Annotated in this window: 19 protein-coding genes and 2 pseudogenes; 8 read left to right on the top strand and 13 right to left on the bottom strand. The window is 68.0% G+C overall.

Going from position 1 to position 26,914, the window contains the following annotated elements; translation table 11 throughout:
• Positions 1-58 precede the first annotated feature (58 nt).
• From tssH to tssA, 9 genes and pseudogenes are all read right to left on the bottom strand, one after another.
• Positions 59-2,745: pseudogene (gene tssH, locus PX653_RS05455) on the bottom strand (type VI secretion system ATPase TssH).
• 21 nt (positions 2,746-2,766) lie between these two features.
• Positions 2,767-3,774, bottom strand: coding sequence for a type VI secretion system baseplate subunit TssG (gene tssG, locus PX653_RS05450; protein WP_277416896.1), 1,008 nt, complete (start codon positions 3,772-3,774; stop codon positions 2,767-2,769).
• On the bottom strand, positions 3,759-5,636 hold the full coding sequence (gene tssF, locus PX653_RS05445; RefSeq protein ID WP_277416895.1) for a type VI secretion system baseplate subunit TssF: 1,878 nt from the start codon (positions 5,634-5,636) through the stop codon (positions 3,759-3,761). The genes tssG and tssF overlap by 16 nt, the downstream gene beginning before the upstream one ends.
• Positions 5,633-6,136 (bottom strand): type VI secretion system baseplate subunit TssE, encoded by a 504-nt coding sequence (gene tssE / locus PX653_RS05440; protein WP_277416894.1) that lies wholly within the window; start codon positions 6,134-6,136, stop codon positions 5,633-5,635. The genes tssF and tssE overlap by 4 nt, the downstream gene beginning before the upstream one ends.
• Positions 6,129-6,920 (bottom strand): type VI secretion system accessory protein TagJ, encoded by a 792-nt coding sequence (locus tag PX653_RS05435; RefSeq protein ID WP_277416893.1) that lies wholly within the window; start codon positions 6,918-6,920, stop codon positions 6,129-6,131. The genes tssE and PX653_RS05435 overlap by 8 nt, the downstream gene beginning before the upstream one ends.
• Positions 6,921-6,976: 56 nt before the next feature.
• Positions 6,977-7,474, bottom strand: a complete 498-nt coding sequence (locus PX653_RS05430; RefSeq protein ID WP_277416892.1) for an Hcp family type VI secretion system effector — start codon at positions 7,472-7,474, stop codon at positions 6,977-6,979.
• 73 nt (positions 7,475-7,547) lie between these two features.
• Positions 7,548-9,035, bottom strand: a complete 1,488-nt coding sequence (gene tssC, locus PX653_RS05425; protein WP_277416891.1) for a type VI secretion system contractile sheath large subunit — start codon at positions 9,033-9,035, stop codon at positions 7,548-7,550.
• A gap of 31 nt (positions 9,036-9,066) precedes the next feature.
• A complete protein-coding gene (gene tssB, locus PX653_RS05420; protein WP_277416890.1) occupies positions 9,067-9,567 on the bottom strand; it encodes a type VI secretion system contractile sheath small subunit in 501 nt (166 codons plus the stop codon).
• Between the two features lie 25 nt (positions 9,568-9,592).
• Complete coding sequence (tssA, locus tag PX653_RS05415) at positions 9,593-10,633, bottom strand: type VI secretion system protein TssA (RefSeq protein WP_277416889.1); 1,041 nt, start codon at positions 10,631-10,633, stop codon at positions 9,593-9,595.
• A 753-nt stretch (positions 10,634-11,386) separates the two neighbouring features.
• On the opposite strand from tssA, the gene PX653_RS05410 reads away from it, so the two are divergent.
• Entirely contained in the window at positions 11,387-13,144 is a 1,758-nt protein-coding gene (locus PX653_RS05410) for a serine/threonine protein kinase (protein ID WP_277416888.1), read from the top strand.
• 14 nt (positions 13,145-13,158) lie between these two features.
• On the opposite strand, the gene PX653_RS05405 is transcribed toward PX653_RS05410, so the two are convergent.
• Complete coding sequence (locus PX653_RS05405; protein WP_277416887.1) at positions 13,159-13,698, bottom strand: OmpA family protein; 540 nt, start codon at positions 13,696-13,698, stop codon at positions 13,159-13,161.
• The gene (locus PX653_RS05400) at positions 13,695-14,492 is read right to left on the bottom strand and encodes a PP2C family protein-serine/threonine phosphatase (RefSeq protein WP_277418520.1); all 798 of its coding nucleotides are present in this window, start codon (positions 14,490-14,492) and stop codon (positions 13,695-13,697) included. The genes PX653_RS05405 and PX653_RS05400 overlap by 4 nt, the downstream gene beginning before the upstream one ends.
• 718 nt (positions 14,493-15,210) lie before the next feature.
• Between PX653_RS05400 and PX653_RS05395 the strand changes: the two genes are divergently transcribed.
• The 3 genes from PX653_RS05395 to PX653_RS05385 are packed head-to-tail and all read left to right on the top strand — an operon-like array spanning position 15,211 to position 24,020.
• Entirely contained in the window at positions 15,211-15,591 is a 381-nt protein-coding gene (locus PX653_RS05395; protein WP_277416886.1) for a POTRA domain-containing protein, read from the top strand.
• Entirely contained in the window at positions 15,588-16,883 is a 1,296-nt protein-coding gene (locus PX653_RS05390) for a ShlB/FhaC/HecB family hemolysin secretion/activation protein (protein ID WP_277416885.1), read from the top strand. The genes PX653_RS05395 and PX653_RS05390 overlap by 4 nt, the downstream gene beginning before the upstream one ends.
• A 48-nt stretch (positions 16,884-16,931) precedes the next feature.
• Positions 16,932-24,020: a YDG domain-containing protein gene (locus PX653_RS05385; protein WP_443094348.1), complete on the top strand. Its 7,089-nt coding sequence runs from the start codon at positions 16,932-16,934 to the stop codon at positions 24,018-24,020.
• Here the strand turns inward: PX653_RS05385 and PX653_RS28425 are convergent.
• Together PX653_RS28425 and PX653_RS05375 are read right to left on the bottom strand one after the other, a co-directional pair.
• Positions 23,944-24,165: pseudogene (locus PX653_RS28425) on the bottom strand (RnfH family protein); the annotation flags it as partial. The gene PX653_RS05385 and the pseudogene PX653_RS28425 sit on opposite strands and share 77 nt — an antisense overlap.
• Before the next feature lie 14 nt (positions 24,166-24,179).
• On the bottom strand, positions 24,180-24,611 hold the full coding sequence (locus PX653_RS05375) for a type II toxin-antitoxin system RatA family toxin (protein WP_277416883.1): 432 nt from the start codon (positions 24,609-24,611) through the stop codon (positions 24,180-24,182).
• A 131-nt stretch (positions 24,612-24,742) separates the two neighbouring features.
• Here PX653_RS05375 and smpB point away from each other — a divergent pair, with 131 nt between their 5' ends.
• From smpB to PX653_RS05355, 4 genes are all read left to right on the top strand, one after another.
• Positions 24,743-25,192, top strand: a complete 450-nt coding sequence (gene smpB / locus PX653_RS05370) for an SsrA-binding protein SmpB (RefSeq protein WP_277416882.1) — start codon at positions 24,743-24,745, stop codon at positions 25,190-25,192.
• A complete protein-coding gene (locus PX653_RS05365) occupies positions 25,192-25,557 on the top strand; it encodes a hypothetical protein (protein ID WP_277416881.1) in 366 nt (121 codons plus the stop codon). The genes smpB and PX653_RS05365 overlap by 1 nt, the downstream gene beginning before the upstream one ends.
• Before the next feature lie 109 nt (positions 25,558-25,666).
• On the top strand, positions 25,667-26,347 hold the full coding sequence (locus tag PX653_RS05360) for a hypothetical protein (RefSeq protein ID WP_277416880.1): 681 nt from the start codon (positions 25,667-25,669) through the stop codon (positions 26,345-26,347).
• On the top strand, positions 26,347-26,886 hold the full coding sequence (locus PX653_RS05355; protein WP_277416879.1) for a FlgO family outer membrane protein: 540 nt from the start codon (positions 26,347-26,349) through the stop codon (positions 26,884-26,886). Before PX653_RS05360 ends, PX653_RS05355 begins: the two co-directional genes overlap by 1 nt.
• The last annotated feature ends 28 nt before the right edge of the window (positions 26,887-26,914 follow it).

Below are 26,914 nucleotides of genomic sequence, written 5' to 3'. Positions count from 1 at the left end.
TGTCGACAAGCTTGGGGCCCTCGTCGATTCGGCCCGCTGCGCGTACGTTGCGCCCCACCTATTGCACCAGTCCCACTCCGGCCCCGAATGAGTACTCGAAGCCGTTCGAATCAGCACCCACGCTCAGGGCCGATGGCAGCGCGCCACAGGTCATCCGCAGCAGGAACTCCCGGCTTAGGTCAGGCAGCATCGTATTGGTCAGGATCGCATCGATCATCCGCCCACCCGACTCGCTCTCGGTGCAACGCGATACCACCAGCTGCACCACATCCTCGCCATACGCGAACGGGATGCCATACCGCGCCTCGACGCGCCGCTTGACGCGCTCCAGCTGCAGCCGCACGATCTGGCCCAGCATCGCGTCGGACAACGGGTAATACGGGATCGTCACCAGGCGCCCCAGCAGCGCCGGCGGGAACACCTTCAGCAATGCCGGCCGCAACGCCTTGGCCATGCCTTCCGGATCGGGCATCAGCTCCGGATCCTTGCACAGCCCGGCGATCAGGTCGGTACCGGCGTTGGTGGTGAGGATGATCAGCGTGTTCTTGAAGTCGATGAAGCGCCCTTCCCCGTCTTCCATGAAACCCTTGTCGAATACCTGGTAGAAGATCTCGTGCACGTCCGGGTGTGCTTTCTCCACTTCGTCCAGCAGCACCACCGAATACGGCTTGCGCCGCACCGCTTCCGTCAGCACACCGCCTTCGCCGTAACCCACGTAGCCGGGCGGCGCGCCCTTCAACGTCGATACCGTGTGCGCTTCCTGGTATTCGCTCATGTTGATGGTGATGAGGTTCTGCTCGCCGCCGTACAGCGCCTCGGCCAGCGCCAGCGCCGTCTCGGTCTTGCCGACGCCGGAGGTGCCGGCCAGCAGGAACACGCCCACCGGCTTGCCGGGATTGTCCAGGCCCGCGCGCGACGTCTGGATGCGCCGGGCGATCATCTCCATCGCGTGGTCCTGGCCCACCACGCGCTGGGCCAGCACCGCGCCGATGTTGAGGATGTTTTCCAGTTCGTTCTTGGCCATCCGGCCGACGGGAATGCCGGTCCAGTCGCCCACCACGGCGGCGACGGCCTGGTAGTCGACGGTGGCCAGCACCAGCGGCTGTTCCCCCTGCAGCGCCGCCAGCTTCGCCTGCACGCACTGCAGTTGTTCGCGCCAGCCGGCCCGCTCGTTGTCGTTGTCCGTGCCCTCGACCGGCTTGGTCCCATCGCGCAGCCGGGCGCGCAGCGCCAACAGTTCATCGACCAGCGCGCGCTCGCCCTGCCAGCGTACCTCCAGCGCCGCCAGCCGGCCCTGTTCCTCGTCCAGCGCCGTTTGGGCCGCGCTGGCGCGCCGGGCCGTGTCGATGCCGATCGCGTCCTCGCGGCGGATGATCTCCAGCTCCGTCGTCAGGGCGTCGATGCGCTTGCGGCTGTCGTCCACCTCGGCCGGCGTCGCATGCAGGCTGACCGCCACGCGGGCGCTGGCCGTGTCGAGCAGGCTGACGGACTTGTCGGGCAACTGGCGGCCCGGGATGTAGCGGTGCGACAGCCGCACGGCCGCCTCCAGCGCTTCGTCCAGGATCTGCACCTTGTGGTGCTGCTCCATCGTCGAGGCCACGCCCCGCATCATCAGGATGGCGCGCGCCTCGTCCGGCTCGTCCACCTGGATGCTCTGGAAACGCCGCGTCAACGCCGGGTCCTTCTCGATGTGCTTCTTGTATTCGGCGAAGGTGGTGGCGCCGATGGTGCGCAAGGTGCCGCGCGCCAGCGCCGGTTTCAACAGGTTGGCGGCGTCGCCCGTGCCGGCCGCCCCGCCTGCCCCGACCAGGGTATGGGTCTCGTCGATGAACAGGATGATGGGCTTCTCGCTGGCCTGCACCTCGTCGATCACAGCGCGCAGCCGCTGCTCGAACTCGCCCTTCATGCTGGCGCCGGCCTGCAGCAGGCCCACGTCCAGCGTCAGCAGCCGCACTTCCTTCAGCGCGGGCGGCACGTCGCCGCGCGCGATGCGCTGCGCAAACCCTTCCACCACCGCCGTCTTGCCGACGCCCGCCTCGCCGATCATGATCGGGTTGTTCTGGCGGCGCCGCATCAGGATATCGACCATCTGGCGGATCTCGTCGTCGCGCCCCACGATCGGGTCCATCTTGCCGTCCCGCGCCTGTTCGGTGAGATCGACGGTATATTTCTTCAGCGCTTCCTGCTTGCCCATGGCGGCCGGCGCCACGGCACCGGAAGCTTCGCCGGGCGCCGCCGTGACGAAGCCGTCGCTGGCCGCCATGCGCGCTTCCGGCGAATCCTTCAGCAGGCTGGCGAACCGCTCGGCCAGGTCGTCCGGCTTGATGCGCTCGAACTGGCGGCTGATCGCGAACAGCGCGTTGCGCAGGTTGGCCGTCTTCAGCGCCGCCACCACCAGGTGGCCGCTGCGCACCGCGCCTTCGCCGAACATCAGCGTGCCGTACACCCAGGCCCGCTCGACCAGCTCCTCCACGTGCGACGACAGGTCCGTGACGGACGTGGCGCCGCGCGGCAGGCGGTCCAGCGCCGCCGTCAGGTCGCGCGCCAGCACGGCGCCATCGAGCTCGTAATGCCGCACGATGCGGTGCAGGTCCGAGTCCTGCAGCTGCAGGATCTGGTGTACCCAGTGGATCGGTTCCACGTAGGGATTCCCCGCAGCTTGCAGAAGACGGTGCTGCTTTCGATCGCGCGGTAGCACAATGCATCGAGCTTGCCAAACAATGCGACGCGGCTGATATCGGCCATGTTGTTCTCCTGTTGGTCCGGTCAGGCCGCGGCAGCGCCGCCCCTGAGTGTCAATCGATCGGCATCGCACCGCGCCGGCGCGCTGGCCAGGTAGGTGGTCCAGCCCAGCCGCATCGCCCCCAGCCGGAGGCGCGGCACCGCTTCCCGCTTGAGCACCAGCCGCACATCCCAGTCCAGCGCCAGCCCCGCATACTGGCGCACCCACGCCTGCAGCCGGCGCATGCCCGGCGCACCAGGCAGCAGGCGCAGGTAATCCGCATAGTCGAGCGGGCCGAAGACGAGCCGGAACTTGTGCTGGCAGTCCCACACCTGCTTGCCCAGCACGGCCGACGTGCCGAGCCGGTTGCCCAGGTCCTGGCCGCCGATGCGGGTCTGCGCAGCCGTCGGAATGCGCATCCAGTGGCCGGCGAACTGCTCCAGCAGCACCGGCAGCCCGTAGTAGGCACGCAGGATCGTCGCCAGACCGGACGCCGGCCGCCGGCCGTTGCCCAGCAGGCCGGCGAAATGCAGCTTGGCGAAGTCGCCAATGGCGTCCCGGTCGCGCAGCGCGGCCGTGCCGATGCCGCACAGGCTGCCGACGTAGTCGCCGAACCGGTCGCCGCCGGCCCGGTCCAGGCTGATCGCCGGCTCGGCGCTGGCGCGGGCGCGGTAGAACAGCGCCAGCACCCGGTGGTGGAAGATGTCGAAGAAGGCCGTCATCGTGCCGTCGCCATGGTGCCGGGCGCGTTCCCGCGCATGCTCGGTCAGGTGCAATGGCAGCGGCCCGTTCGGCCCGAAGAGGCCCAGGAAGTTGACGGTCAGGCGCGGCTGGCGGCGCGCATCGGCCGGGACGAACGAGCGCAGTGCGCCCGGTTCGAACAGCAGCGACGGGTCCTGGCCGAAGCGCACGGGTTCGTCGCGCGGACGCAGCGCAGCGCCGATCCGGGGCAGCCCAGGGTGGGCATTTTCCAGCAGGCGCAGGGCCTGGAAAAAGTCCATCCGGCCGGCCCGCGCGGCCAGCTGGCGCTCGACTTCTACAGGATCGCGCATACGCCCTCCCGTGCCGGCCAGCGCATGATGGTGCCGCGCGCTACCGTCTTGACCACCGTCTCGACAAACGTGTTGATGGCAACGTATTGCTGGAAGAAGTGGCTCAGCACCGCACCCAGCAGGAACGCGCCGGCCCCCTCGAACGCGGCATCGTCCAGCGTGACGGTCACCTCGAGGCCGCGGCCGAACGTGATCGGGCCGGGTGTCGGCATGCGCCGCGTCAGCGGGCGGGCCTGCACCGAACGCACGCCTTCCACCTGCCGCTGCGCGACCGGATCTTCCTTGTGGCAGTACAGCGCCAGCAGCTCGCGCAACGCGACGGCACCATCGCCACCGGGTTGCGTATCGGCCAGCGACAGGTAGTTGAGCGAGAGCTGGTTGACGAGCCGCCATGCCAGCGCGCCTTCCGCAAAGGACGGCAACGGACGGCTCGGTCCGGCGACGACGCGCACGGCCAGCACGGGTGCGCCGTGATCGAGCACGAAGTCGGTATTGCCCACGCCCAGCGGCATCGACAGCGGCAGGTCGCGGTTGCTGCACCAGACGGTCACGCCCAGCTGGCGCAGGTCATGGCGGTACGGCGCTTCGGCCGGATCCACCAGCGTGATGAACGTCTCGCTGCCGACATAGGAACTGCGCGGGCCACGCTCGCGCTGGCGCTGCGACAGCAGCCGGGCTTCGCGGCGGACCTGGTAATAGGCCCGCTCCGGGCCGCCCAGGTCGGACGCGCCATACAGCGGTTCGAAGTGCTGCTCGCTGTCGGCGCCGCTGCCGTACCCCGTGACGCTGGCGATGCTGTGCACTTCGAAGTCCAGCGGCCGCGTGCGGTCCACCAGCACATGGTGCTCGAACCGGTCGCCGGACAGGTCGATGCGGTCGGCCCGCCGGGGGAACAGGTTGACGACCGGCGTGCAATGCAATGCAAAGTGCGCCGTGTCGAGCATCTGCTCCAGGCGGGCATCGCCCTGGTCCAGCAGGATGACGATATCGAGCTCCGGTTCGGCGCAGCAACCGGTCGCCGTGCGCAGCCCAAGCAGGTCGAGGAACAGGAAGCGCGGGGCGAACGCGAAGTACTCCTGCAGCAGCCGGTAGCCCTGGAAGCTGCGCTGCGCGCCGGGCAGCAACGCCTGGCCCTCGCCGAAACCGGCGGGCTGCAGGGCTGAGCGCGGCAGCAGCCGGTGCCACGAGGCCGGCCGGACGGCGGGCATGACCAGTACGCCCACGACGCTGGCCAGCAGGCGCTCGTGGATCTGGGCCGGCAGTGCATCGCCGCCGCGCAGGTGCAACGCCAGGCGATCCAGCGGCAGCGTGGCAAAGGGCGCACCGTGGGTCGTGCGCAGCCGCATGCGCAGGCCTGCCTTGATGCCGGGTGGCAGCGCCGCGTCGATGCCGTCGATGCTGCCCGCGTACGTGAAGAACCTGGCCTCGGCCAGTTCGATGGGCCACAACGTCACGGCATGGGCGCTGCGGTATTCGCAAGCCGTGGTATCGTCGCGGCCCAGCAGGCTGCGCATGGCGGTGCCGGCCGGGATCTCGCAGCCTTTCTGCAAGGCGGGGCTGGACAGGTCGGGCTGGTACTGCACCACCGCCATCGACGGCGTCGGTGCCAGGAAGTGCGGGTAGACCAGCTCGCACAGGTGTTGGGTAAAGCGGGGGAACTCCGCGTCGATCTTCATCTGCACGCGCGCGGTCAGGAACGAGAAGCCTTCCAGCAGCCGTTCCACGTACGGGTCGGCACACTCGAAGCCTTCCAGGCCCAGCCGGCCAGCCACCTTCGGATAGCGCGCGGCGAATTCGCCGCCCATCTCGCGCAGGTGCTGCAGCTCCTGGCTGTAGTACTGCAGGAAGCGCGGCGAGGTCATGGCGCGGCTCCGGCCTGGTCGGTCACGCGCACGCTGGCCACGTCGAGATCGAGTTCCGTGCGCAGGTACAGCCGCTCTGGATACGGCTGGGCCCACAGGTCGCCCTGGATCTCGAACACGACCTTGGCGACGCTGTCGGACGGCAGCGCCCGCACGGTCACGGAGGACCGGTTCAGGCGCGGCTCGAAATCCCAGATCGCCTGGCGGATGGCCCGTTCCAGGTCGGCCAGGTTCATGCCGGCCAGCGAGGCGCCCGAGATATCCGGCATGCCGAAATTGAGGACGGAGCCGGCCACGTGCGGCAGCGCCGGCGCGTTCGTGACCGACAGCAGGTTGGTGGCGTTGAGCAGCCAGCCCAGGTCGCGCAGCACGCCTTCGCGCAGTGCGCGGGCCGACAGCACGCGCCGCTCGCGCGACTCCACCGGGATCTCCGGTTCGTGATCGGTGAGCCGATCCAGCAGCGAAGGCTGCAGGCGCTCGCGCGGGGCCAGTTCAGCCATTGCCGTTCTCCGGATTGCCGGTGAAGACGATGCTGCGCGTATCCAGCAGGGCGTGCTCGCCGGCGTCCGTGACGAACATGCGCTGGCCCAGCCCGCGCGGCCCGATCCACTCGGTGCGGCGGCACTGCTTGAGCGCGTCGTCGCCCTCCTCGACCGTGCCCGCATAGCGCGCCGGAATCAGGCCGACCGACTGCCCGCCGTCGGCAAATGTGAAGGTGGCGGCGGCCCACACGGCATCGCGCAGGTCCGCCGGGGGTTCGATGTCCAGCGCGGCCAGGTGCATGAACGGCAGCCAGGCATAGCGGCCGTCGATGACGGCTTCCAGGACGGGGCCCAGGCGCTGGTCGGCATCGGCCAGCCAGCCGAACGGCACGCCGTCGATGGTGCCCGGCGATGCGCTGGCCAGCTCGAACGCCTGTTCGCGCAATGCCGCGGCGCGCTCAGGCGCGACATGGTCGGCGCGCAAGGCCTCGACCAGGAGGCCGAGCCAGTCCGCCGGTTCGCCCAGGATGTGGGGCATGCGCTCGCCTTCGAACACGGCGGCGCGCAGGGCTTCGCACTGGATCGCCGCGCGGTAGGTCTGCACCATCGGCAGGGTGCCGGCATCGAGTTCGCCCGCCACGTTCAGTTGCGTCAGCGCGCGCTGCCAGTCGCCCTGGACGGCCAGCAGCTGGAACAGGAACGTGCGCAGCTTCGCATCGGCGCTGTCCTGGCGCACCGCCTGCTGCAGGGCTTGCAGTGCGCCGGCCAGGTCGCCGTCGCGAATGAGCTGTTGTGCTTGCATGATGAACACTCCGCGGTGCGCTTGGAAAGGGGCCCACGTTCGGGGCCCCCGCGATTTCACTGGACCTTGCCGGTCGATGCGGCGATGTCCCATGTGAATGCCATGTCGCCGCCGAGTATCCCCTTCTCGTCCTGTGGCTTGTAGACAAAATTGACCTTGGCAAAATTGAGCGTGACGTTCTCCGTCAGCCGGTCCTCGCCGCCGCTGCCGCCGGTCGAAATCGACGTCACCAGCACCTCTTCCATGGTGATTTTTATGTAGTCGACCTGGCCGGCGCCCGCCTTGCGGACCAGGAGCTCGGCCTTCTCCACGTGCTTGCCCCGTGCCAGGGCGAACATCAAGGCGTTGCTGGCACTGTCGACGTATTTGGTGAACGACAGGTCCTGGAAACTGGCCTTGCCCGAGCCCCCGCCACCACCCATGTGGGTCGTGCCGGACTGGCTCATGCCCCAGCTCCATGCCAGCACGTCGATGTCGTTTTTCTTCTTCTGTGCCTCGTCGGTGGTCTCGCCCTTGATGTCGGCACCCATATTGATGAACATGTCTACGGCCATTTTGCTTCTCCTGTTGTGCCGCGGTTGCTTGCCGTGGCGGTGAATGAAAACTACGCTGCAACAACACTGTTCGTCATACTTTCGCCGACGGCAGCTTCGACACCAGCCTTAGTGACACGGTCAACCCCTCCAGCTGGTAATGAGGGCGCAGGTAAAACTTGGATGTGTAGTAGCCGGGATTGCCTTCGACGTCTTCCAGTACCACCTCGGCGGCAGCCAGCGGCTTCCTTGCCTTGTACTCTTCGCTGGAGTTGACGGGGTCGCCATCGACGTACTGCATGATCCACTTGGTCAGCCAGCGCTCCATGTCGCCGCGTTCCTTGAACGAGCCGATCTTGTCGCGCACGATGCACTTCAGGTAGTGCGCGAAACGGCACGTGGCAAAGAGGTACGGCAGCCGCGCGGCCAGGTTGGCATTGGCGGTGGCATCCGGGTCGTCGTATTCGGCCGGCTTGTGCAGCGACTGGGCGCCGATGAAGGCGGCGAAATCGGTATTCTTCTTGTGCACCAGCGGCATGAAGCCGTTCGCGGCCAGCTCCGCCTCGCGCCGGTCGGAGATGGCGATCTCGGTCGGGCACTGCATGTCCACGCCACCGTCGTCGGTCGGGAACGTGTGTACCGGCAGGCCTTCGACGGCGCCGCCCGACTCGATGCCACGGATGCGCGAGCACCAGCCATACAGCTTGAACGAGCGGTTGATGTTGACGGCCATGGCGTAGGCGGCGTTGGCCCACGTGTAGTTCTTGCTGCCCGGTGCGCTGGTGTCTTCCTCGAAATCGAACTCGGCGACCGGGTCGGTTTTCGCGCCGTACGGCTGGCGCGCCAGGTAGCGCGGCATCGCCAGGCCCACGTAGCGCGAGTCCTCGGATTCGCGGAACGAACGCCAGGCCGCGTGTTCCGGCGTCTGGAAGATCTTGGTCAGGTCGCGCGGATTGGCCAGCTCGTTCCAGGAATCCATCAGCATCACCGATGGCGCAGCCGCCGAGATGAACGGCGCGTGCGCGGCCGCCGCCACCTTGGCCATCGACGTCAGCAGCTCGACGTCCGGCGCGCCGTTGTCGAAGTAGTAGTCGGCCACGATGCAGCCGAACGGCTCGCCGCCGAACTGGCCGAACTCCTGCTCGTACATCTTCTTGAAGATGGGGCTCTGGTCCCAGGCCGTGCCCTTGAACTTCTTCAGCGTCTTGCCCAGGTCGTTCTTCGAGATGTTCATGACGCGGATCTTGAGCATTTCGTCCGTCTCGGTATTGTTGACGAGGTAGTGCAGGCCGCGCCACGCCGACTCCACCGCCTGGAACTGCTCCGTGTGCAGGATCAGGTTGACCTGCTCGGTCAGCTTCTTGTCCAGCGCGGCGATCAGGCTTTCGATGGTGGCCAGCACGTCGCCCGACACCAGGCTGGTGCCGGCCAGCGCCTGTTCGGCCAGCGTGCGCACCGCCACTTCGACCGACTCGCGCGCCTTGTCGGACTGGGGCTTGAATTCCTTCTGCAACAGGGCGCTGAAGTCGCTTGCCTCCAGCACGCCGCTTTCCTGCTGTAGTGCTGCCGCTGCATCTGCCATGGTGTTCTCCCTATTGGTTCATCCGGTGGGTTCATTCGGTGGGCTTCGGTGCCGCCGTCAGCGAGTGCATCAGGGCCGGCTCGGCCAGCAGTTTCGCGATCAGTTCCTCCGCGCCCGTCTTGCCGTCCATGTAGGTCATCAGGTTGGCCAGCTGGCCGCGCGCCTCCAGCAACTGGCGCAGCGGTTCGACCTTGCGGGCGATGGCGGCCGGGCTGAAGTCGTCCATGCTCTCGAAGGTCAGGTCGACGGCGATATTGCCTTCGCCCGTCAGGCTGTTCGGCACCTGCACCGCCGCGCGCGGCTTCATGGCCTTCAGGCGCTCGTCGAAATTGTCGACGTCGATCTCCAGGAACTTGCGCTCGGCCACGGGTGCCAGCGGTTCGGCCGGCTGGCCGGACAGGTCGGCCAGCACCCCCATCACGAATGGCAACTGCACCTTTTTTTCGGCGCCGTAGACTTCGACGTCATATTCGATCTGCACCCGCGGCGCCCGGTTGCGGGCGATGAACTTCTGACTGCTTTCCTTGGCCACGATGAACCTCCTGATGGTTGAATGGCTACTGCTGCGGCAACGGGCCGCGGATGACGAGCAACTGGCTGACGCCGTCCGGCGCCAGGTCTTGCATGACTTCCATGAACGATTTCGGCACCAGCCGCCGGGCCCGTTCGAGCAGCAGCGGCACCGGGCTGGAGGGTTCGTGGCGCTGGTAGTAGGCCAGCAGCATGTCGATGGCACGCAGCACGTCTTCGCGGTCCAGGATGTCGCCCGAGAGTCCTTGCACGGGCGCGGCCGCCGGGGCCGCTGGCGCGTCGGGCGCGGTCAGCGCCGGCGCCTCGGCGGTCGCCACCACGACGGCTTCCCTGATGTGCGGCTGCAGCGCCGCGCCAATGCGCGCCAGCGACCGCAACAACGGCGCCAGATTGGGCGCCTGCGCATTGCCGACCCGTTCGCCCAGCAGCATCTCGATGGCCGCGACGCTGGCGTGGGCCTGCCGCGCCGCCGTCAAGGCGGCCTGCACCGCTTCCTGCGGTACCGCCTGGAACGCTTGTTCGATCGTTGCCGCCGCCAGTGCCACGTGGCCGGCCGGCGCGGGTGCCTCGCCCGTCGCATAGTCAAGCTGGCGCAGCGACAGCGGCCCCAGGCCCGGCAGCTGTACGAACGCGGTATCGTGCAGTTCGCGGAGGACTGTCGCGGGATCGGTCAGCGGCCCCAGGCTGTTGATGCGCAAGGTGGGATCGTTGTCGTCGTCGGCATCGAGTTGCGGGTGCAAGCCTTCCCATTGCGTCGTCAGCATGCCTTCGATCGCCTGCAGGGTGGTCGCGAAGCCGGCCAGTCCGTCCAGCGCCAGGACGGCACGGGCCAGCGCCACGGCAATGCGCAGGTCACGTGTGCGCCCCAGCAGGTCCGCAGCCTGGCGCCGCACTGCTTTCCAGTCCGGCGGCACGGCCTGCGTGATGGTGGCGCCGTACTGCACCTCGGGTTTACCGACCAGGTTGCGCTCGAGCTCCTGGAATGCCGGGTCGTATTCCAGGTCGGGGCCGCACGGGTCCGCGCCGTCCACGGCCTGTTGCAATGCGCCGATATCGATCATTTCCATGGTTGGCGATACTCCTGCGGGATTAATAGGCGAATCAGGTCATTGGCGATATCGGAACGAACCGCCAGCGTGCACTGATTCTTTTTGGTCGTGTATTACCCCGGCCATTTTTCAGCCGTTCACTGGCCGTTTGGCGGCCGGCTTGGCGCAATAGGTATGCGTCTCTTCAATTCGAATCGTCGATTCGATCCCTGGGCGGATCAATGCCCGCTCTCGTCATAAAGGATGTGCTCGCCCTGCTGGCAGGATTATCGAAATAATTAATCAGTCCGCTTATCGGGTGGTGGCGATCGTTGCGTCGTCACAGCTTAACTATACTTCCGCGGCCAGGAAAAATATTCAAATTTTTCTCGATTGTTTGAATTATGTGACGCATTACAAATCACCGACATTTGTCTACATATGGCTACCTATTACCAGCTCGACATTAAGGCCGCCACGCAGTTACGCCGCCAGCTCATCCAAATGCCAGGTCGATAGCCCTCCCATCGACAGCCCGCACTATGAGGACAGGTCGATAACCCCCGGCCGGGTTTATATCCAGATAGAAAGATGAATTTCCACGAATTGGCCAGATATTCTTGCCTGCATCGATTGGACGGCCTTACCCTGTCGATGCGGCCCTCGTTATTGAGGGATGCCGACCCGGAACGGGCGTGTTAGTCTAGATCGCAGCCCGCCTGTACGCGGGTTTCCCGCCGGCCCGGTCCGAAGCCGCGGCCGGACGTCCCACCCGCCGGGAGCGCTGCGCGCATGAACGAATCGCAAGACGACGAGCACACGGTACTGGCGTCCGGCGGGCGCGCTGCCGCGCTGGCAGGCACGATTTCGTCCGAGTCCGGCGACACCGTCCTGCCCGTGGGCACCCGGCTTGGGGAATTCGAGATCGTCGGCCTGCTGGGCGTCGGTGGCTTCGGCATCGTCTACCGGGCGCACGACTGCTCGCTCGGCCGCGACGTGGCGCTGAAGGAATACATGCCGTCCGCCCTGGCCTCCCGGTCGCAGGCAAACGTCCACGTTAACTCGGCGCGCCATGCGGACATGTTCCAGGCCGGGCTGCGCAGCTTCGTCAACGAAGCCCGCATGCTGGCCCATTTCGATCACCCCGCGCTCGTCAAGGTCTACCGGTTCTGGGAAGCCAACGGCACGGCCTACATGGTGATGCCGTGCTACCAGGGCGTGACGTTGAAAGACGCGATGAAGGCGCGTACCGGACCGCCGGAGGAGGCCTGGTTGCGCCAGCTGATGGCGCAGCTGCTCGATGCGCTGGCGCTCATCCACGCCCAGCAATGTTTCCACCGCGATATCGCACCCGATAATATCCTGATGCTGGACGACGCCCGTCCGCTGCTGCTGGACTTTGGCGCCGCGCGGCGCGCGATCGAAGGCATGACCCAGGCGTTTACCGTTATCCTCAAGCAAGGGTACGCGCCGCTGGAACAATATGCCGAGGTGCCGGGCATGCGCCAGGGTGCCTGGACCGACCTGTATGCGCTGGCGGCCGTCGTGCATTACGCTATCGACGGCCGGCCGCCGCCGCCCGCTGTCGGCCGCATCATTGCCGATCCGTACGTGCCGCTGGCACAGCGGTATGGGGATCGCTACAGCGCGGCTTTCCTGGCGGCGATCGACGCCGCGCTCGCTGTCAAGGCCGAGCAGCGCCCGCAGGACGTTGCCGGCATGCGGGCGCTGCTGGGGCTGCACGACAGCGCCAGCGGTGCGCAGCGCTCCCAGGATTCGGTGCTCCGGACTGCCCCGCTGCCGCCCGCGCCGGCAGCCGTCACCGCCGCCGTCGCGCCGCCCAGGTCGCGCGCAGCGGTGTATGCCGGCATTGCCGTGTTCGTGACCGCGGCGGCCGGGCTGGGCTACTGGACGGTCGGGTCGGACAAGCCGCTGGTCGTACCGATCCCCACGGCACCCTTGCCGCCAGCGAAGCCGGCCCAGCCGCCAACGCGGCCGCAGCCCACGCCCGTCGCGGTGTTCGAGCCAGTCGCGGCACTGGACGCCATCGTTGCCGGCGCGAGCACGGAGCGCAGTGCTGTCGTCGAGGTCGAAAATGCGCGGGTGCGGATCGGGCACGACAGCCTGAGGCTGTCCGTTCGTGCCTCGCATGCGGGCTATGTCTATCTCTATATGGTGGGCAGCGACCGCAACAACTTCTGGCTGCTGTTTCCCAACGCCATCGACCGGAACAACGCCATCGGCGCGGGACAGACGATGCAATTGCCGGGCACGCAACCCGGCACGGGCCGCTGGCGCCTGGAGGCTGGCGGTCCTGCCGGCACCGACCACCTGGTCGTCATGGTGTCGGACACGCCGCGCCGGTTCGATGCCGCCGGACTGACGGCCAGCGAACTGTTCAGTGAATTTCCCATCGCCCGCGCGGCCCAGCTGCAGCGCGCCCATACGGGCAAGGCGCCGCTGTTTGCCGGCGCACCCGCCTGCACCGGCACGGCCTGCTCGCACGCCTACGCCGCCACTGCCTTTGCCATCGAGGAAGTGGCGCCGTAAGGGACTACTTGCCCCTACCTGGACAGGTTGACGATCGTCACGCGGCGGTTTTCGGCCGCCGCCGGGTTGTCACGGTTCATCAGCTCGCGGTCGCCCTTGCCTACCGCGTCGATGCGGGCGGTATCGATCTTGCCGTTGCCTACCAGATACTCCCGCACGGATTCGGCGCGGGACTGTGACAGCTTCAAGTTGGCCTGCGGCATGCCGCGCGGATCGGCATGCCCTTCGATGGCGAAGCGCGAACCGGCCAGTTTCTCCGAGCTCAGGGCCGCGCCCACCACGTCCAGCGACCGGCGCGCGGCCGCCGTCAGCGCCGCCGAGTTGGTCTCGAACGTGATCAGCAGCGAGGCGCTGGCCGGCTTGGCCGCCTGGCCGCCCACTTCGTCGTCGCGCCGGACCCGCAGGCTGCGAGTGCGCACCTCCCGGGCCGGCGCCAACGCGTCGACCAGGGCCTTTTGCGTCACCTCGCCTTCCGCCAGCACCGGCGCCTCCTGCGCCGCGCCGGGCCCAGTGCCCAGCAGCAGCCAGGCGGCCATCCATAGTCCTTGTTTCATCTCACACTCCTTGCAGAAGAACTGCGCAGCACTGTCGTGCATGGATCGGTGCAGGCCACTGCCAGCGCCGAGTAATTGTCCTGGCCGGGGCGCCCGCGCGCGCGCACCAGCTGTTCGAGCCGCCTCAGCCACGTCGCCGGATCGGCGCCAGCGGCCAGGCCCCGCGCCATGTCCTCCTCGAGGGCGTATTCCCAGAACCCGTCGGTGCACAGCAGGAAATGGTCGCCGTCGCGCACGTGCAGGGGCGCCTCGATGCGCGGTGCCGGCAGCGCCGCCTCGCCCAGCGCACTCAACAGTGCATTGCGGTGCGGCGAATCGCGCAGGCGTTCTGGCGCCAGGTAGCCGGCATCGACCATCGCCTGGACGACGCTGTGGTCGCGCGTTTGCAGCAGTACCGCGTGGGCGCGAAAGCAATACAGCCGCGTGTCGCCCACATGGCCCCAGGTGGCCAGGGCATTGCGCGTGTCGACGGCCAACACCACGAGCGTGGCCCGCATGCTGGCCAGCTCGGGCCTACGCCGCTGTTCGGCCAGCAAACTTTCATTGGCGGCGTGCAGCGCGGCAACGACACCGGCGGCCGTTGCGTACGGGGCATGCCGGAAGCTGGCCAGGGCCGCCGCCACGGCGACCTGGGAAGCAACTTCTCCCCGGCATGGCCACCCAGTCCATCCGACAGCACCCCGATCCAGCAACCCGGCCCTTCCCAATAACCGCAGGCGTCTTCGTTGACGGCCCGGCCCCCGGGGTGCGACAGCGCGGATACACGCAAATCCATATGCAGACCCCGCAAACATGAAACGCCGCTGGTTGCGGGCAGGTAACAACGCCATCGCCGGCAATGTCATTCGACGGTGTGCTCGGCCGGACAGCGCATGACATCGTATGACATCGCATGGCACGGATGAGCAATCACATCGACGGTACCGGACGCCGGGGATTATCCCGACGGGCGGCGACCGATATCGGCACGCAATAATGGCTGAGATAAATAAACAGCGGGACACAATTACCCAGCAGTCCCCGCCATTTGCCGCGCATTAACCGGACGACATTTTGATTCTAGGCGTGCCCCCCGCAAACGGCAAGCATTGCGGCGCTTGTTGCGACGGTACCACGCACGGTTATCGGCCGATATTTTGGACTATACTCAATTACGCCCTTTCGCTGTTTTCAAGCGCGGTGCAAAGATCTCCCGATCGCATTGAATTCAACACGCTTTCCGGCGTTGCTTGCATCGACAGAATTGGTGAATTTATTTTTCATCGGCAAACTGCGGTGCAAATATGGACTCCCCGTTAAACACGGGGTTGGTAATGCACGCCCGCAGCGCTGAACGATCCGGCATTGCGCTCAATACGGATTGCGCTCGATCATCACGCGCCGCCCATTCCCGGCGTCAGATCATCGAAGAGTGTCGGGATGCCACGTGTCACCCGCCGCGTACCCATGGCAGGCCGGGCCCCGCGCCAACACCGATCGCCGTCGGCAACCCCGTTGCATCGAGGAGAAACCATGGTCGTGCGCTGCCTCACATCGCTGCTTGCCCGTGCCGCGCTGACGACGTTGCCAGGGCGACGGCACCCGCGTCGCGTATTGGTCCGGCAGGCCGGCTGCTGCGTGCTGGGCCTGCAGATGGGCATGGCGCTGGCCCAGGCACCTGCGCCCGCGCCCGCGCAACAGGCCGTGCAGGTCGCCTCGGTGGCCGTGCAAGGCAATACGCTGTTGCCGGCGGCGACGCTGCAGGCCCTGACGGCCGGCCTGGCCGGCAGCCGCACCACGATGGCCGAACTCAACGGGGCTGCGGGGCGGGTGCAGGATGCCTATCGCGATGCCGGCTATGGCGGCGTCGTCGCCTACATCCCGAGCAACAGGCGGCCGCTGGCAACGTGGTGATCCACGTCGTGGAAGGCAAACTGGCCAATGTCCGCATCGCGGGCAACCGCTATTTCGACGCCGCCAACGTGCGCGCGGGATTGCCCAGCCTCGTCGAAGGCACGACGCCGCGCGTGGGCAGCGTGGACCGCGACATCCAGCTCAGTAACGACAATCCGGCCAAGAACGTCAAGGTCACGCTGACGGCGGGCGCCCGGCCCGGCGAGATCGATGCGGACGTCAACGTGACCGAGTCCCATCCCGTGCAGTACCTGGTCGGGTACAACAACACCGGCAACCACAGCACCGGGCGGCACCGTGTCAGCGTGGGCATCCAGCATGCGAACCTGTTCGGCCGCGACCATGTGGGCACGCTGCAATTCCAGACGTCGCCCGAGGACCCGGGCCGCGTGAAGATCTACAGCGCCGGCTATCGCGTGCCGCTGTATGCCCACGCGGCCTCGCTCGATGCGTTCGTCGCCCACTCCAGCGTCAGCAACGGCACCACGATCACGCCGGCCGGGCCCCTGTCGTTCACCGGGCGCGGCACGGTGCTGGGCCTGCGCGCCAACCGCAACCTCGATCGCATCGGCGAGTACGATCACCACGTCACGCTGGGGCTGGATTCGCGCAGGTACGAGGACGACTGCTCGATCGGCGACTTCGGCCCGGCGGCCTGCGGTTCCGCGGCCGTGGACATCACGACGGTACCGGTCAGCCTGTCCTACACGGGCCAGCGACAGGGGCCGCAACTGGCCTATGGCGTCAGTGGCGGGCTGTCGGTCAATGCGGCCGGCAGTGCCCGCACAACATTCGAGGCGGCGCGCCCTGGCGCGGCCCGCAGCTACGCCATCGCGCGCGCCGCCGGGTTCGCGGATCGCGCGTTCGCGGCCGGCTTCTCCCTCAACGTGCGCATCGAGCTGCAATACAGCCCGCATGCGCTGATCTCGGGCGAACGCTTCGGCCTTGGCGGTGCGGCCAGCGTGCGCGGCTATGCCGAGCGGGAGCTGTCCGGCGACACGGGCCTGCTGCTGCGCGTGGAAGCGGCGCCCAAGGCATCCGAGCTGGCCAACGGCCTGCGCGTGCAGCCCTACCTGTTCGTCGATCACGGCCGCATCGCCAACCACCGCGACCTGCCCTGCCGCGGCACCGACCGCACGTCCTGCCAGCTGACGGGCGCCGGTATCGGCGTGCGCCTGGGCCTCGGCCGCAAAGCCAGCGCCAGCGTGAACATCGGCCGCGCGCTGGAACGGGGCATCAATACCGCGCCGGGCGACGTACGCGGCCACGTCGCCCTCAACCTGATTTTTTAACGGGCCGGCCGCGCCCCAGCGCCAGCCCGTGTCTCCGGAGAAGCCATCATGAAACAGTCGTTCGACACACCGCGCGCCGGGGTAGTCCAAGGTGCGGCACGCTGCGCCCGGCACGGGCGGGCCGCCGCCGTCGCCATCGCCCTGGGCGCCATGATGGCCGCTGCATGGGCGCAACTGCCCACGGGGGCCACCGTCGTCCATGGCACTGCCGCCATTGCCACCGACGGCGGGCGCATGACCGTCACCAACAGCCCGCATGCGGTGCTGGACTGGCAGGCGTTCTCCGTTGGCGCGCGCAACAGCGTCCATTTCGCGCAGCAAAGCGCGGCCAGCCAGGTATTGAACCGCGTGGTCGGCAACGACCCGTCGGCCATCCTGGGCAGCCTGTCGTCGAACGGCGGCGTGTGGCTCGTCAACCCTCACGGTGTGCTGTTCGGCGCCAATGCGCGCATCGATGTCGGCGCCCTGGTGGCCTCCACCCTGCCCCTGTCGAACGACGACTTCCTGGCGGGCCGGCTGCGCTTCGACAGCGCGGGCGGCCCGGTGGGCCAGGTCCTGAACCAGGGCGAGATCCGCACCAGCTTTGGCGGGCGTGTCTGGCTGATGGGGGACGCCGTGCGCAACGAGGGGCTGGTCGCCAGCCCCGGCGGCCAGGTCGTGCTGGCCGCCGGCCGCAGCATCGACCTGGTCGACTCCGGCATGCCGAACGTGATCGTGCGCGTGAGCGCGCCGGCCAACGCGGCAGTCAACCTGGGCACGCTGCTGGCGCACGGTGGCGGCAGCATCGACGTCCATGGCGGCATCGTCAACCAGCAGGGCATCGTGCGCGCGGACAGCGTGGGGACCGATGCCGCCGGCCGCGTCGTGCTGCGCGCGCAAGGGGACGTCCGGCTGGCCGCCGGCAGCACCACGAGCGCGGACACCGCCGGCAGCGGCACCGGCGGCACCGTGCTGGCGGCATCGGCACAGGGCGCCACGCTGGCCCAGGGCGCCGTGTCGGCCCGCAGCAATGCCGGCCGGGGCGGGCGCATTCACCTGCTGGGACGGCAGGTCGGCGTGGATGGCAACGCGCTGGTCGATGCCTCGGGCGCGACCGGCGCCGATGAAATCCTCGTGGGTGGCGACTACCAGGGCGGCAACGCCGCCGTGCCCCATGCCCAGGCCAGCTACCTGGGGCCGCAAGCGTCCATCCGCGCCAACGCCACGGCGTCCGGCGACGGCGGCAAGATCGTCCTGTGGAGCGACCGCGCCACGCGCGTGTTCGGCACCGTCGAGGCGCGCGGCGGCCCCGGCGGCGGCAATGGCGGGCTGATCGAAACTTCCGGCCACTATCTGGATGCGCAACCCCGCGCCCTCGACGTCTCCGCCGCGCGTGGCAAGGGGGGCACGTGGCTGCTGGACCCGGGCAATATCGCCATCGTTGCCGGAGGCTGCTGCGGCGCGGTCGGTGCCGATGCCGACACAACGTTCATGTTCGCCATCGAATCGAGCGCGGACGACACCGAAGTGCGCGCGGACGTCATCACGCGCGCGCTGCAGACGGACAGCAACGTGATCGTGCGCACCGGCGGTGGCGACCTGACGACCCAGGAGGGCAATATCCGCGTCGAAACGGACATCGTCGCCACCGACGCCGCGGCGGGTGCCAGGCTGACCCTCGAAGCGCACAATGACATTGTCGTCGATCCGGGCATCCGCATCGCGGCCGGCAGCAACCCGCTGGCCGTGACGCTGACGGCCGACAGCGACGGCAACCGCGCAGGCAACGTCGTCCTGCGGGCCGGCGCCAGCATCCTTTCCAACGGCGGCGACATCGTCATGACGGCCGGGCCGGACGCCAGTCGCCCGGCCGCACGCATCGACCTGCACGACGCCACCCTCGATGCGGGCGCGGGCGCCATCGGCCTGCGCGGCGGCACCGTCGACATCGGCGCAGGCAGCAGCCTGGCCGGCAGCAGCATCGGCGTGTCCGCCGATGCCCTGACGATGACGGAGACAGGCCTGGCCGCGACGGGCGGCCTGATCGCGCTCAGCTCCCGGGACAGCCTCGGCACCGTGTCGATCGCCGGCTCGACCCTGCGCGCCAGCGGTGCCGGCTCGCCGCTGCTGGGGCGGATCGTCGTGCGCGACCGGCAGCTGGACGTGACGGGATCGACGCTGACGGCCAGCAACGCCCTCGACCTGTCCGCCACGGTCATGCACATCGAAGCGGGCAGCACGCTGAACGCGCCCGCCTTCAGGCTGACCGCCGACGACTTCGTCGTCAGCGGCTCGACGTTGCAGGCCCAGGGTGGCGGCCTCGAACTGGCCGGTGCCGACAGCGACCTGGCGAACCGGGCGACGCTGACGAATGCCACCTTGACGACCACCCTGGCGGCGACGCCCGGCCCTGGCGACATCCGGCTGGCACGGGATGACATCGACATCGTAAACTCGACGTTGAACGCCGCGGGGGAACTGTACCTGGAAGCGCCCGAGCTTGCCGTCTCCTCCTCCAGCCGGCTCACGGGCGGCAGCGTCGCGCTGCTGTCGAATGCGCTGGACATCGAGGACAGCGCCATCGCATCGACGGCCGGGGGCATCCTGTTGACCGCGCAAGCGCTCGATGGCCCTCGCACCGTCATGCTGCGCAGTGCCAGCCTCGACGCCCGGGCAGGCGCTGCCGGCAGCGTGACGATGACCGGCGGCGCCGTGTCCCTGACCGACACGACCATCGACGCGAGTGGGGCGATCGGCATCGATGCCGGCAGCACCACGCTGGACCACGCCGACCTGGCCGCGGCAGCGACGGGCGACGCGCTCAGGATCGACACCGCCAGCCTGGCCAACAGCGCCAGCGTGCTGGCCACCCCGGCCGGGCGCTGGCTCGTCTACCTGCGCAGCGGCCCCTTCCCCACGGCGGCCCTGGCCGACCTGCCCTACACGTTCGTGCAGTTCGACGCGGCGGATGCGCCCACGGCGGTCGCTGGCGTCGGCGCCCACGGCATCCTGCTGGCCGCCCCGCTCGACCTGACCATCAAGGTGGATGCCGCCCGGACGTACGACGGCACCAGGAACGCGCGGTTCTCGCGTGTGCTCACGCACGATGCCGCCCCGGGCTTCACGGTGCGCGCCCGCGCAGGCGCCAGTGCGGCCGAGGGCGAATTCGACAACCGCAACGCGGGGCTGGACAAGTCCATCGTCTTCGCCACGGAGGACGGCTACTTCGACGTACGGGCGCCGGGCGACCGCCCCGTCTATGGGGCCGCCCAGTCCTACCGGGGCGACGTCACGCCGAAGGGCGCCACCATCGCCGGTGTCGTCGCCGCCGACAAGGTGTATGACGCCACCCGCACGGCAACGGTGACCGGCTCGCTGGCCGGCATCGTCGAAGGCGACCGGGTCAGCCTGGACGGCGCCACCGGGCTGTTCGACACGAAAAACGTCGGCGCCGGCAAGACCGTTACCGTTGCGGGGGGCGCATTGGCCGGCGCCGATGCCCGCAACTACGCCCTGTCCGGCAGCGCGACGACGACGGCGGACATCACGCCAGTGACGATCTCGGCGGCCGGCATCACGGCCGTGGACCGGGTCTACGACGGCACCCGCGCCGCCGCGCTGTCCGGCACGCTGGCCGAGGCGCTGGCGGGCGACGACCTGGCGCTCGACGGCACCGGAACCTTCGCCGACAAGAACGTCGGCGTGGCCAAGGCGGTCACCGTCCGCGGCGCCACGCTGACGGGCGCGGACCGTAGCAACTATCGCCTCGCCGGCGAGCACGTCACGCGCGCCACCATCACGGCGCGACCGCTTGCGCCCACCGGTATCACGGCGCGCGACAAGATATACGATGCCACTCGCACGGCAACGCTGGAAGGCACGCTGTCCGAGGCGCTGCCCGGCGACGTGCTGTTCCTGACCGGCGCCACCGGCCTGTTCGACACCAAACACGCGGGCACGGACAAACTCGTCACGATCAGCGGCGGCGCGCTGGCGGGCGCCGACCGCAACAACTACATCCTGGTGCCGGACCACACGACGCGGGCGGACATCGCGCGCCGCCCCATCGCCGCGACAGGACTGAGCGCCGCGGACAAGGTCTACGACGGCACCCGCGCGGCCACGGTCAGCGGCACGCTGGCCGAAGCGCTGGAGGGCGACCGCGTGACACTGGCGGGCGCCACCGGCCTGTTCGACACGAAAGACGCTGGAACGGGCAAGCGCGTCACGATCGCCGCCGCCACGCTGGGCGGGCCGGACGGCGGCAACTATGTCGTGGCCGATGGCGCCGGCACGACGGCCAGCATCACGCCCCGGCCGATTTCCGCTGCCGGCATCACGGCCGCCGACAAGGTCTACGATGCCACCCGTACTGCCGCGATCAGTGGCGTGCTGACCGAAGCGCTGGCGGGCGACGACGTCGTGCTGGCGGGCGCTTCGGCGATGTTCGACGACAAGCACGTGGGGGCGGCCAAGCGCGTCACCATCTCGGCCGGCGCGCTGGGCGGCGGCGACGCCGGCAACTACACCCTGTCCGGCACGCTCACGACGACGGCCAGCATCACGCCGCTGGCGATCGCCGCCACCGGCATCACGGCGCTGGACAAGGTCTACGACGGCACGCGCGCCGCCACCTTGGCAGGCACCCTGGCGGATGCGCTGCCCGGCGACGTGCTCGCCCTGTCGGGCGCGACCGGCCAGTTCGACACGAAGAACGCCGGCACGGGCAAGGCCGTGACGGTGACCGGCGGCGCGCTGACGGGGGCCGACGCGGGCAACTACACGCTGGCAGGCAGCCACACGACGACGGCCACCATCGCGCCCCGCCCCATCGACGCGGTCGGCATCACGGCGGCGGACAAGGTCTACGACGGCAATCTCAGCGCTGCGCTGTCCGGTGCCTTGTCCGGCGCGCTGGACGGGGACGTGCTGGCACTGGCGGGCGCCACCGGCCAGTTCGACAGCAAGAACGTGGGCACGGGCAAGGTCGTCGCCATCACGGGCGGCACGCTGACGGGGCCGGATGCGGCCAACTATGTCCTGGCCGAAGGCGCCACGGCGCGGGCGGCGATCACGCCCCGCCCCGTGGACCTGGCCATCGTCGGCGCCGTCGTGAAGGAGTACGACGCCGGCACCGGCGCCACGCTGGGCGCGGGCCAGTACGCCCTGGACGGCGCTATCGCCGGCGATGCCCTTGCCGTGACCGGACCCGGACAAGGTGCGTACGACACGGCGAGCGTGGGCCAGGCGAAGAGCGTCACCGTAACCGGCGTCTTCCAGATCTCCGGGGCGGACGCGCTGAACTACCGCGTGGGCACGACCGACCTGACGGGCGCCGGCAATACGGTGACGGCCACGGCGGTCGGCAATGGCGGCGCCATCACGCCGGCCACGCTGTTCTACACAGCCGCGCCGGCGCTGCGCGACCCGGGCCTGGGCATCGACGGGCTGTCCGGCACCGTGACGGGCTTCAAGGGGGCGGACACGCTGGCCTCGGCCACGAGCGGCGGGCTGGTCTGGCAGAGTACGGCGCCGACGCCGGCCCAGCCGGGCATCTACCCCGTCATCGGGTCCGGGTTGTCCGCCCTGAACTACGTGCTGGTGCAGGCGCCGGGCAACGACGTGGCGCTGGAAGTCACCCTCGGCAACGCCCCCGCCAGTCCTTCGCAGCAGGCCCAGGGGGCCAGCGTGGCCGCGATCGCGTCTGCGCTGAACGGCGGGTTGCCGGCGATCGATCCGCGTCCCGGCACGGGCGGGTTGCTCGACATCTCCAACCCGGGCGTCGGCCGCACGTATGGCGCCGTGCGCATCGGCGCGATGTCGCAGGAGGAACTGGGCCAGCTGATCGCCCAGCGCCGCACCTTCAAGCGCAAGCTCTTTGCCGATGCCGTCTATAAACTGGACCTGGACCCCAGCCTGGCCGACGTGCAGCCCTGCACGACGGTAGTGGAATCGCTGTCGGGCGCTTGCCGCATCACGCCGAACCAGCTCAACCTGATCGGCGCGGACACGCGCCTGGCCGCGCTGGTAGGCAAGGTCGAGACGACCGGCAGCTCGACAGGAGGCACCACCGGCAGCTCGGCGGACGATGTCGCGCCGCCGAAGAGCGTCCGGGCCGCCACGGCGCACTTGCCGCAGATCGAACGCAAGATCGCGGTGCTGTTCGGCATCAACGACTATGCCGACAAGACGATTCCGCCGCTGGAAAATGCCGTGCCGGACGTGGACGCGGTGTCGAAACTGTTCGCCGACAAGCTGGGCTATGAAGTGCGGGTCGTGCGCAACCCAACCAAGGCGGACATCATCCGCACCCTGAACCAGCTGTCCGTGGAGATCAACAGCACTGACAGCGTCGTCATCTACTACGCCGGCCACGGCTATTCGCTGGAGAAGAACGGCGCCGGCTACTGGCTGCCGGCGGATGCGCTGGCAAGCGAGCCCAGCCATTGGATTTCGAACGTGGACGTGGCGCGGCTGCTGTCGGGCATCCGCTCGAGCCAGATGGTGGTGATTTCGGACAGCTGCTATTCCGGCGCCTTCGCACGCGACGGCATGGAGGCCGTGGGGCGTGACGTGACGGCCGAAAGCGTGCTGGCCAAGCGCTCCGTCGTGGTGATTTCATCCGGCGGCGATGAGCCGGTGGCGGACGAAGGCAAGGACGGCCATTCCATCTTCGCGTGGAACCTGATGCAGGCGATGGGCTCGATTTCGAACTGGAAACCGGGCAGCACCGTGTTCAGCGACGTGCAGGCGGGCGTGCGCAAGGAATTCCCGCAGACGCCGAAGTACGGCTCGGTGACGTCCGCCGGCCACCAGGCCGGGGGGATTATTTGTTCGAGCTGCGTTGAGAACCGCGGGCACGCAGCTGCGCGGAATGCGGTCCCGCGCGGCCGTCAGCCGTCGGTCGTCAGTCTTCAATGCTTGGTCGTCAGCCGTTCTCCGGCCCGACGGTATTGCCGGCCGCCAATTGCGTCAATGCTTCGCCGGCATCGGTCGTGGGCAATGCTGGCGCAGGCGCAGCGGTGTCCTTCTTCGCCCGCCGCCGCCGCGCATTCTTGGGATCGACGATCAGCGGCCGGTAGATCTCGACGCGGTCGCGTGCCTGCAGGACCGTGTCGAGCGTCTTCTTCTTGCCGTAGATACCGACGGGCATCGTGACGAGGTTGATCTCGGGGGCGTCCTGCAACATGCCGGACAGCTCGATGGCCTGGCCGATCGTCGTGCCGGCGTCCACCTCGAGCGCCCGCAGCAGCGGATTCGGGCCGCTGGCGTAACACAGCGAGATCTTGATGCGCTCAGCCATGGTCAGCCCGCATTTCAGCCATACACCGTTTCGGCACGCTTGGTAAACGAATCGACCATGCTGTTGGCGATCATGCCGAACACGGGGCCGATGACCTGCTCGAGCAGGCGGCTGGAGAATTCGTACTGCAGGTCCAGCTCGACCTTGCAGGCATCCTCGCGCAGCTCCTTGAAGGTCCAGACGCCGGTCAAGGTCTTGAACGGACCGTCGACCAGGCTCATGTGGATAGCCGTGGGCGGCGTGTTGGTATTGGCCGTCGTGAAGCTCTGGCGCACGCCATGGAAGTTGATGCCGACGCTGGCCACGACCTTGTTGTCGCCCCGCTCGCGGACCTCGACCCCGCCACACCACGGCAGGAATTTGGGATAATCCTCGACCCTGTCGACGAGATCGAACATCTGCCTGGCGCTGTATCCCAGCAAAACCGACTTGTGCACTACTGCCATTCTTTAACCGTTTGCTATCATGTTGGAAAATGCGAGGGGGCCTGCACCGGGTGCACGCCTTGAAAACACCTCCCGCGCCTGTTGCGCGACAACCGTAGTTTAACCGACCCGCGCCAAAGACCACATTACTCATGACTATTGCCGATAACCGCAAAGCCTTCCACGACTACTTCATCGAAGACCGCTTCGAAGCGGGCATTGTCCTCGAAGGCTGGGAAGTCAAGGCGATCCGCGATGCGCGCGTCCAGATCAAGGAAGCATACGTTACGATCCGCGATAACGAACTGTACCTGTTTGGCGCGCACATCAGCGCACTGCCCACCGCCTCCACCCACATCCACCCCGAAGCCGTGCGCACGCGCAAGCTGCTGCTGCACCGCCAGGAAATCGACAAGCTGATCGGCAAGGTCGAGCGGGCCGGCTACACGCTGGTGCCGCTGAACCTGCACTACAAGGGCGGCCGCGTGAAATGCGAGATCGGCCTGGCCAAGGGCAAGAAGCAGCACGACAAGCGTGCCAGCGAGAAGGACCGCGACGCCAGCCGCGAGGTCCAGGCAGCGATGAAGCAGCACCGTCGTTGATGGCGTTCCGTCCCTTTCGTTCGTTTCGTCCCTTCGGCATCGGCGGCCGCCGCCGTACCGGTCCGTCGCAGGTCAATCCCTGGGCCAACGTCAGCGCCGCCATCGCCCTCCTGACCTACCTGGTGGCCGTGCTGCTGTTCAATGGCGTGTTCCTGGGTGGGGCGGCGAACTGTGGCGGCTTTGGCCTGACGTGCCTGGCGGAATCCGTGCTGGCGCTCGGCGCGGGCGGGCTGCTTGGCACGCTGGTGGCATTGGGTTCCATGGCCGGCACGGACAAGCAGCGCTGGCTCAGCCGCACAGCGCTGGCGCTCAACGGCTTGCCGGCCCTGGGCGTGCTGGGCATCGTCCTGTGGTTCTTCTCGTAGCACTGACAGCCTGACAATCCGTCGCGGCCACGCGACGCGACAATGGCGTTTGATTTCCACGTGGAAACACGCATGGTACACTGGCGGCTGACCATTACCGGCCTTTCCCATGTCTGTCAAAGCCCCCATTCTCGTTACCGTCCTTGCGGCCACGCTGGCCGGCTGCGCCGTGCCGTACTCGCCGACGCCCGTGGCCAGCAACTTCCCGACCTCCCGCCAGGAAAAGCTGCAGGCGGCCGCGCACTGGACGACGATTGCCGACCATATCGAACAGCGCGTCGTGACGGACATGAAGAAGCATCCGACCCGGCCGTTCTACCTGGCCGAGGACAAGGAAGCGTCGCCGTTCAAGAAAGCCGTCATCGCGCAACTGATGACGTCGCTCGTCAAGGATGGCTTCATTGTCGCGCGTACGCCTGCCGGCGCGTGGAAACTGGAACTGGACATCCAGGCGGTGACCTTTACGCCGGAGCGCCCGCAGTACCGCTACGCCGGCGCCCCTACCGCGCTGGCGACCGGCGTCTGGGTGCTGTCCGACATCAATCCGACGATCGCCTCCATCGCGCTGGCCGGCGGTGCGGATGCGTTCCGCTGGTTCCACAGCCAGTTCGCACCGGGCGCGACGCCGAAGACGGAATTGCTGGTGACGCTGTCGGTAGGCGACCAGTACCGTTACTATGCCCGCTCGACATCGGCGTATTATGTGGCCGACACCGACCGTGCGCTGTACGGCATCAAGGAAGAGGACACGCAATTGAGCAAGGTATTCAAAGTGCAGGGAGGCCGCTGATGCGCGCCCTCGCCTGTCTCGTCGCCGGCGCCCTGCTGGCCGGCTGCGCCACCGGTCCCGCCAAGGACGAACCGAACTACTCGACGGTCGCGTCGAACCAGTTCGTCTCGGCCAACTACAAGGCGGCGGACACGCTGCTGACGCAGTTGTCGGGCAAGCTGGCCGCCGACAAGCCCCTGATCATGGCCACCGTCGTCAATATCGACGCACTGGACCAGACCTCGACCCTGGGCCGGCTCGTGTCCGAGCAGATCTCCACGCGCATGGCGCAGGGCGGCCTCAAGATGCTCGAGATGAAGCTGCGCAACAGCGTCTACCTGAAGCGCAACCAGGGCGAGCTGATGCTCACGCGCGAAATCGGCGAAGTGGCGCAGAGCCACAATGCCCAAGCGGTCGTGGTCGGTTCCTATGCCGAGACGAGCGACATGGTGTTCATCAACATCAAGGTCGTCCAGCCGCAGAGCAACTTCGTGCTGGCGGGCCACGACTACGTGCTGGCCAAGGAAGGCATCGTCCGCTCCATGCTGATGACGCGCTGATCCGCCGATCCACTGACACGTCGGGCGG

Origin of the sequence: Pseudoduganella chitinolytica (genome assembly GCF_029028125.1) — a bacterium.
Lineage (GTDB): Bacteria > Pseudomonadota > Gammaproteobacteria > Burkholderiales > Burkholderiaceae_D > Rugamonas > Rugamonas chitinolytica.
This window is presented reverse-complemented; position numbering and strand designations above follow the sequence as displayed.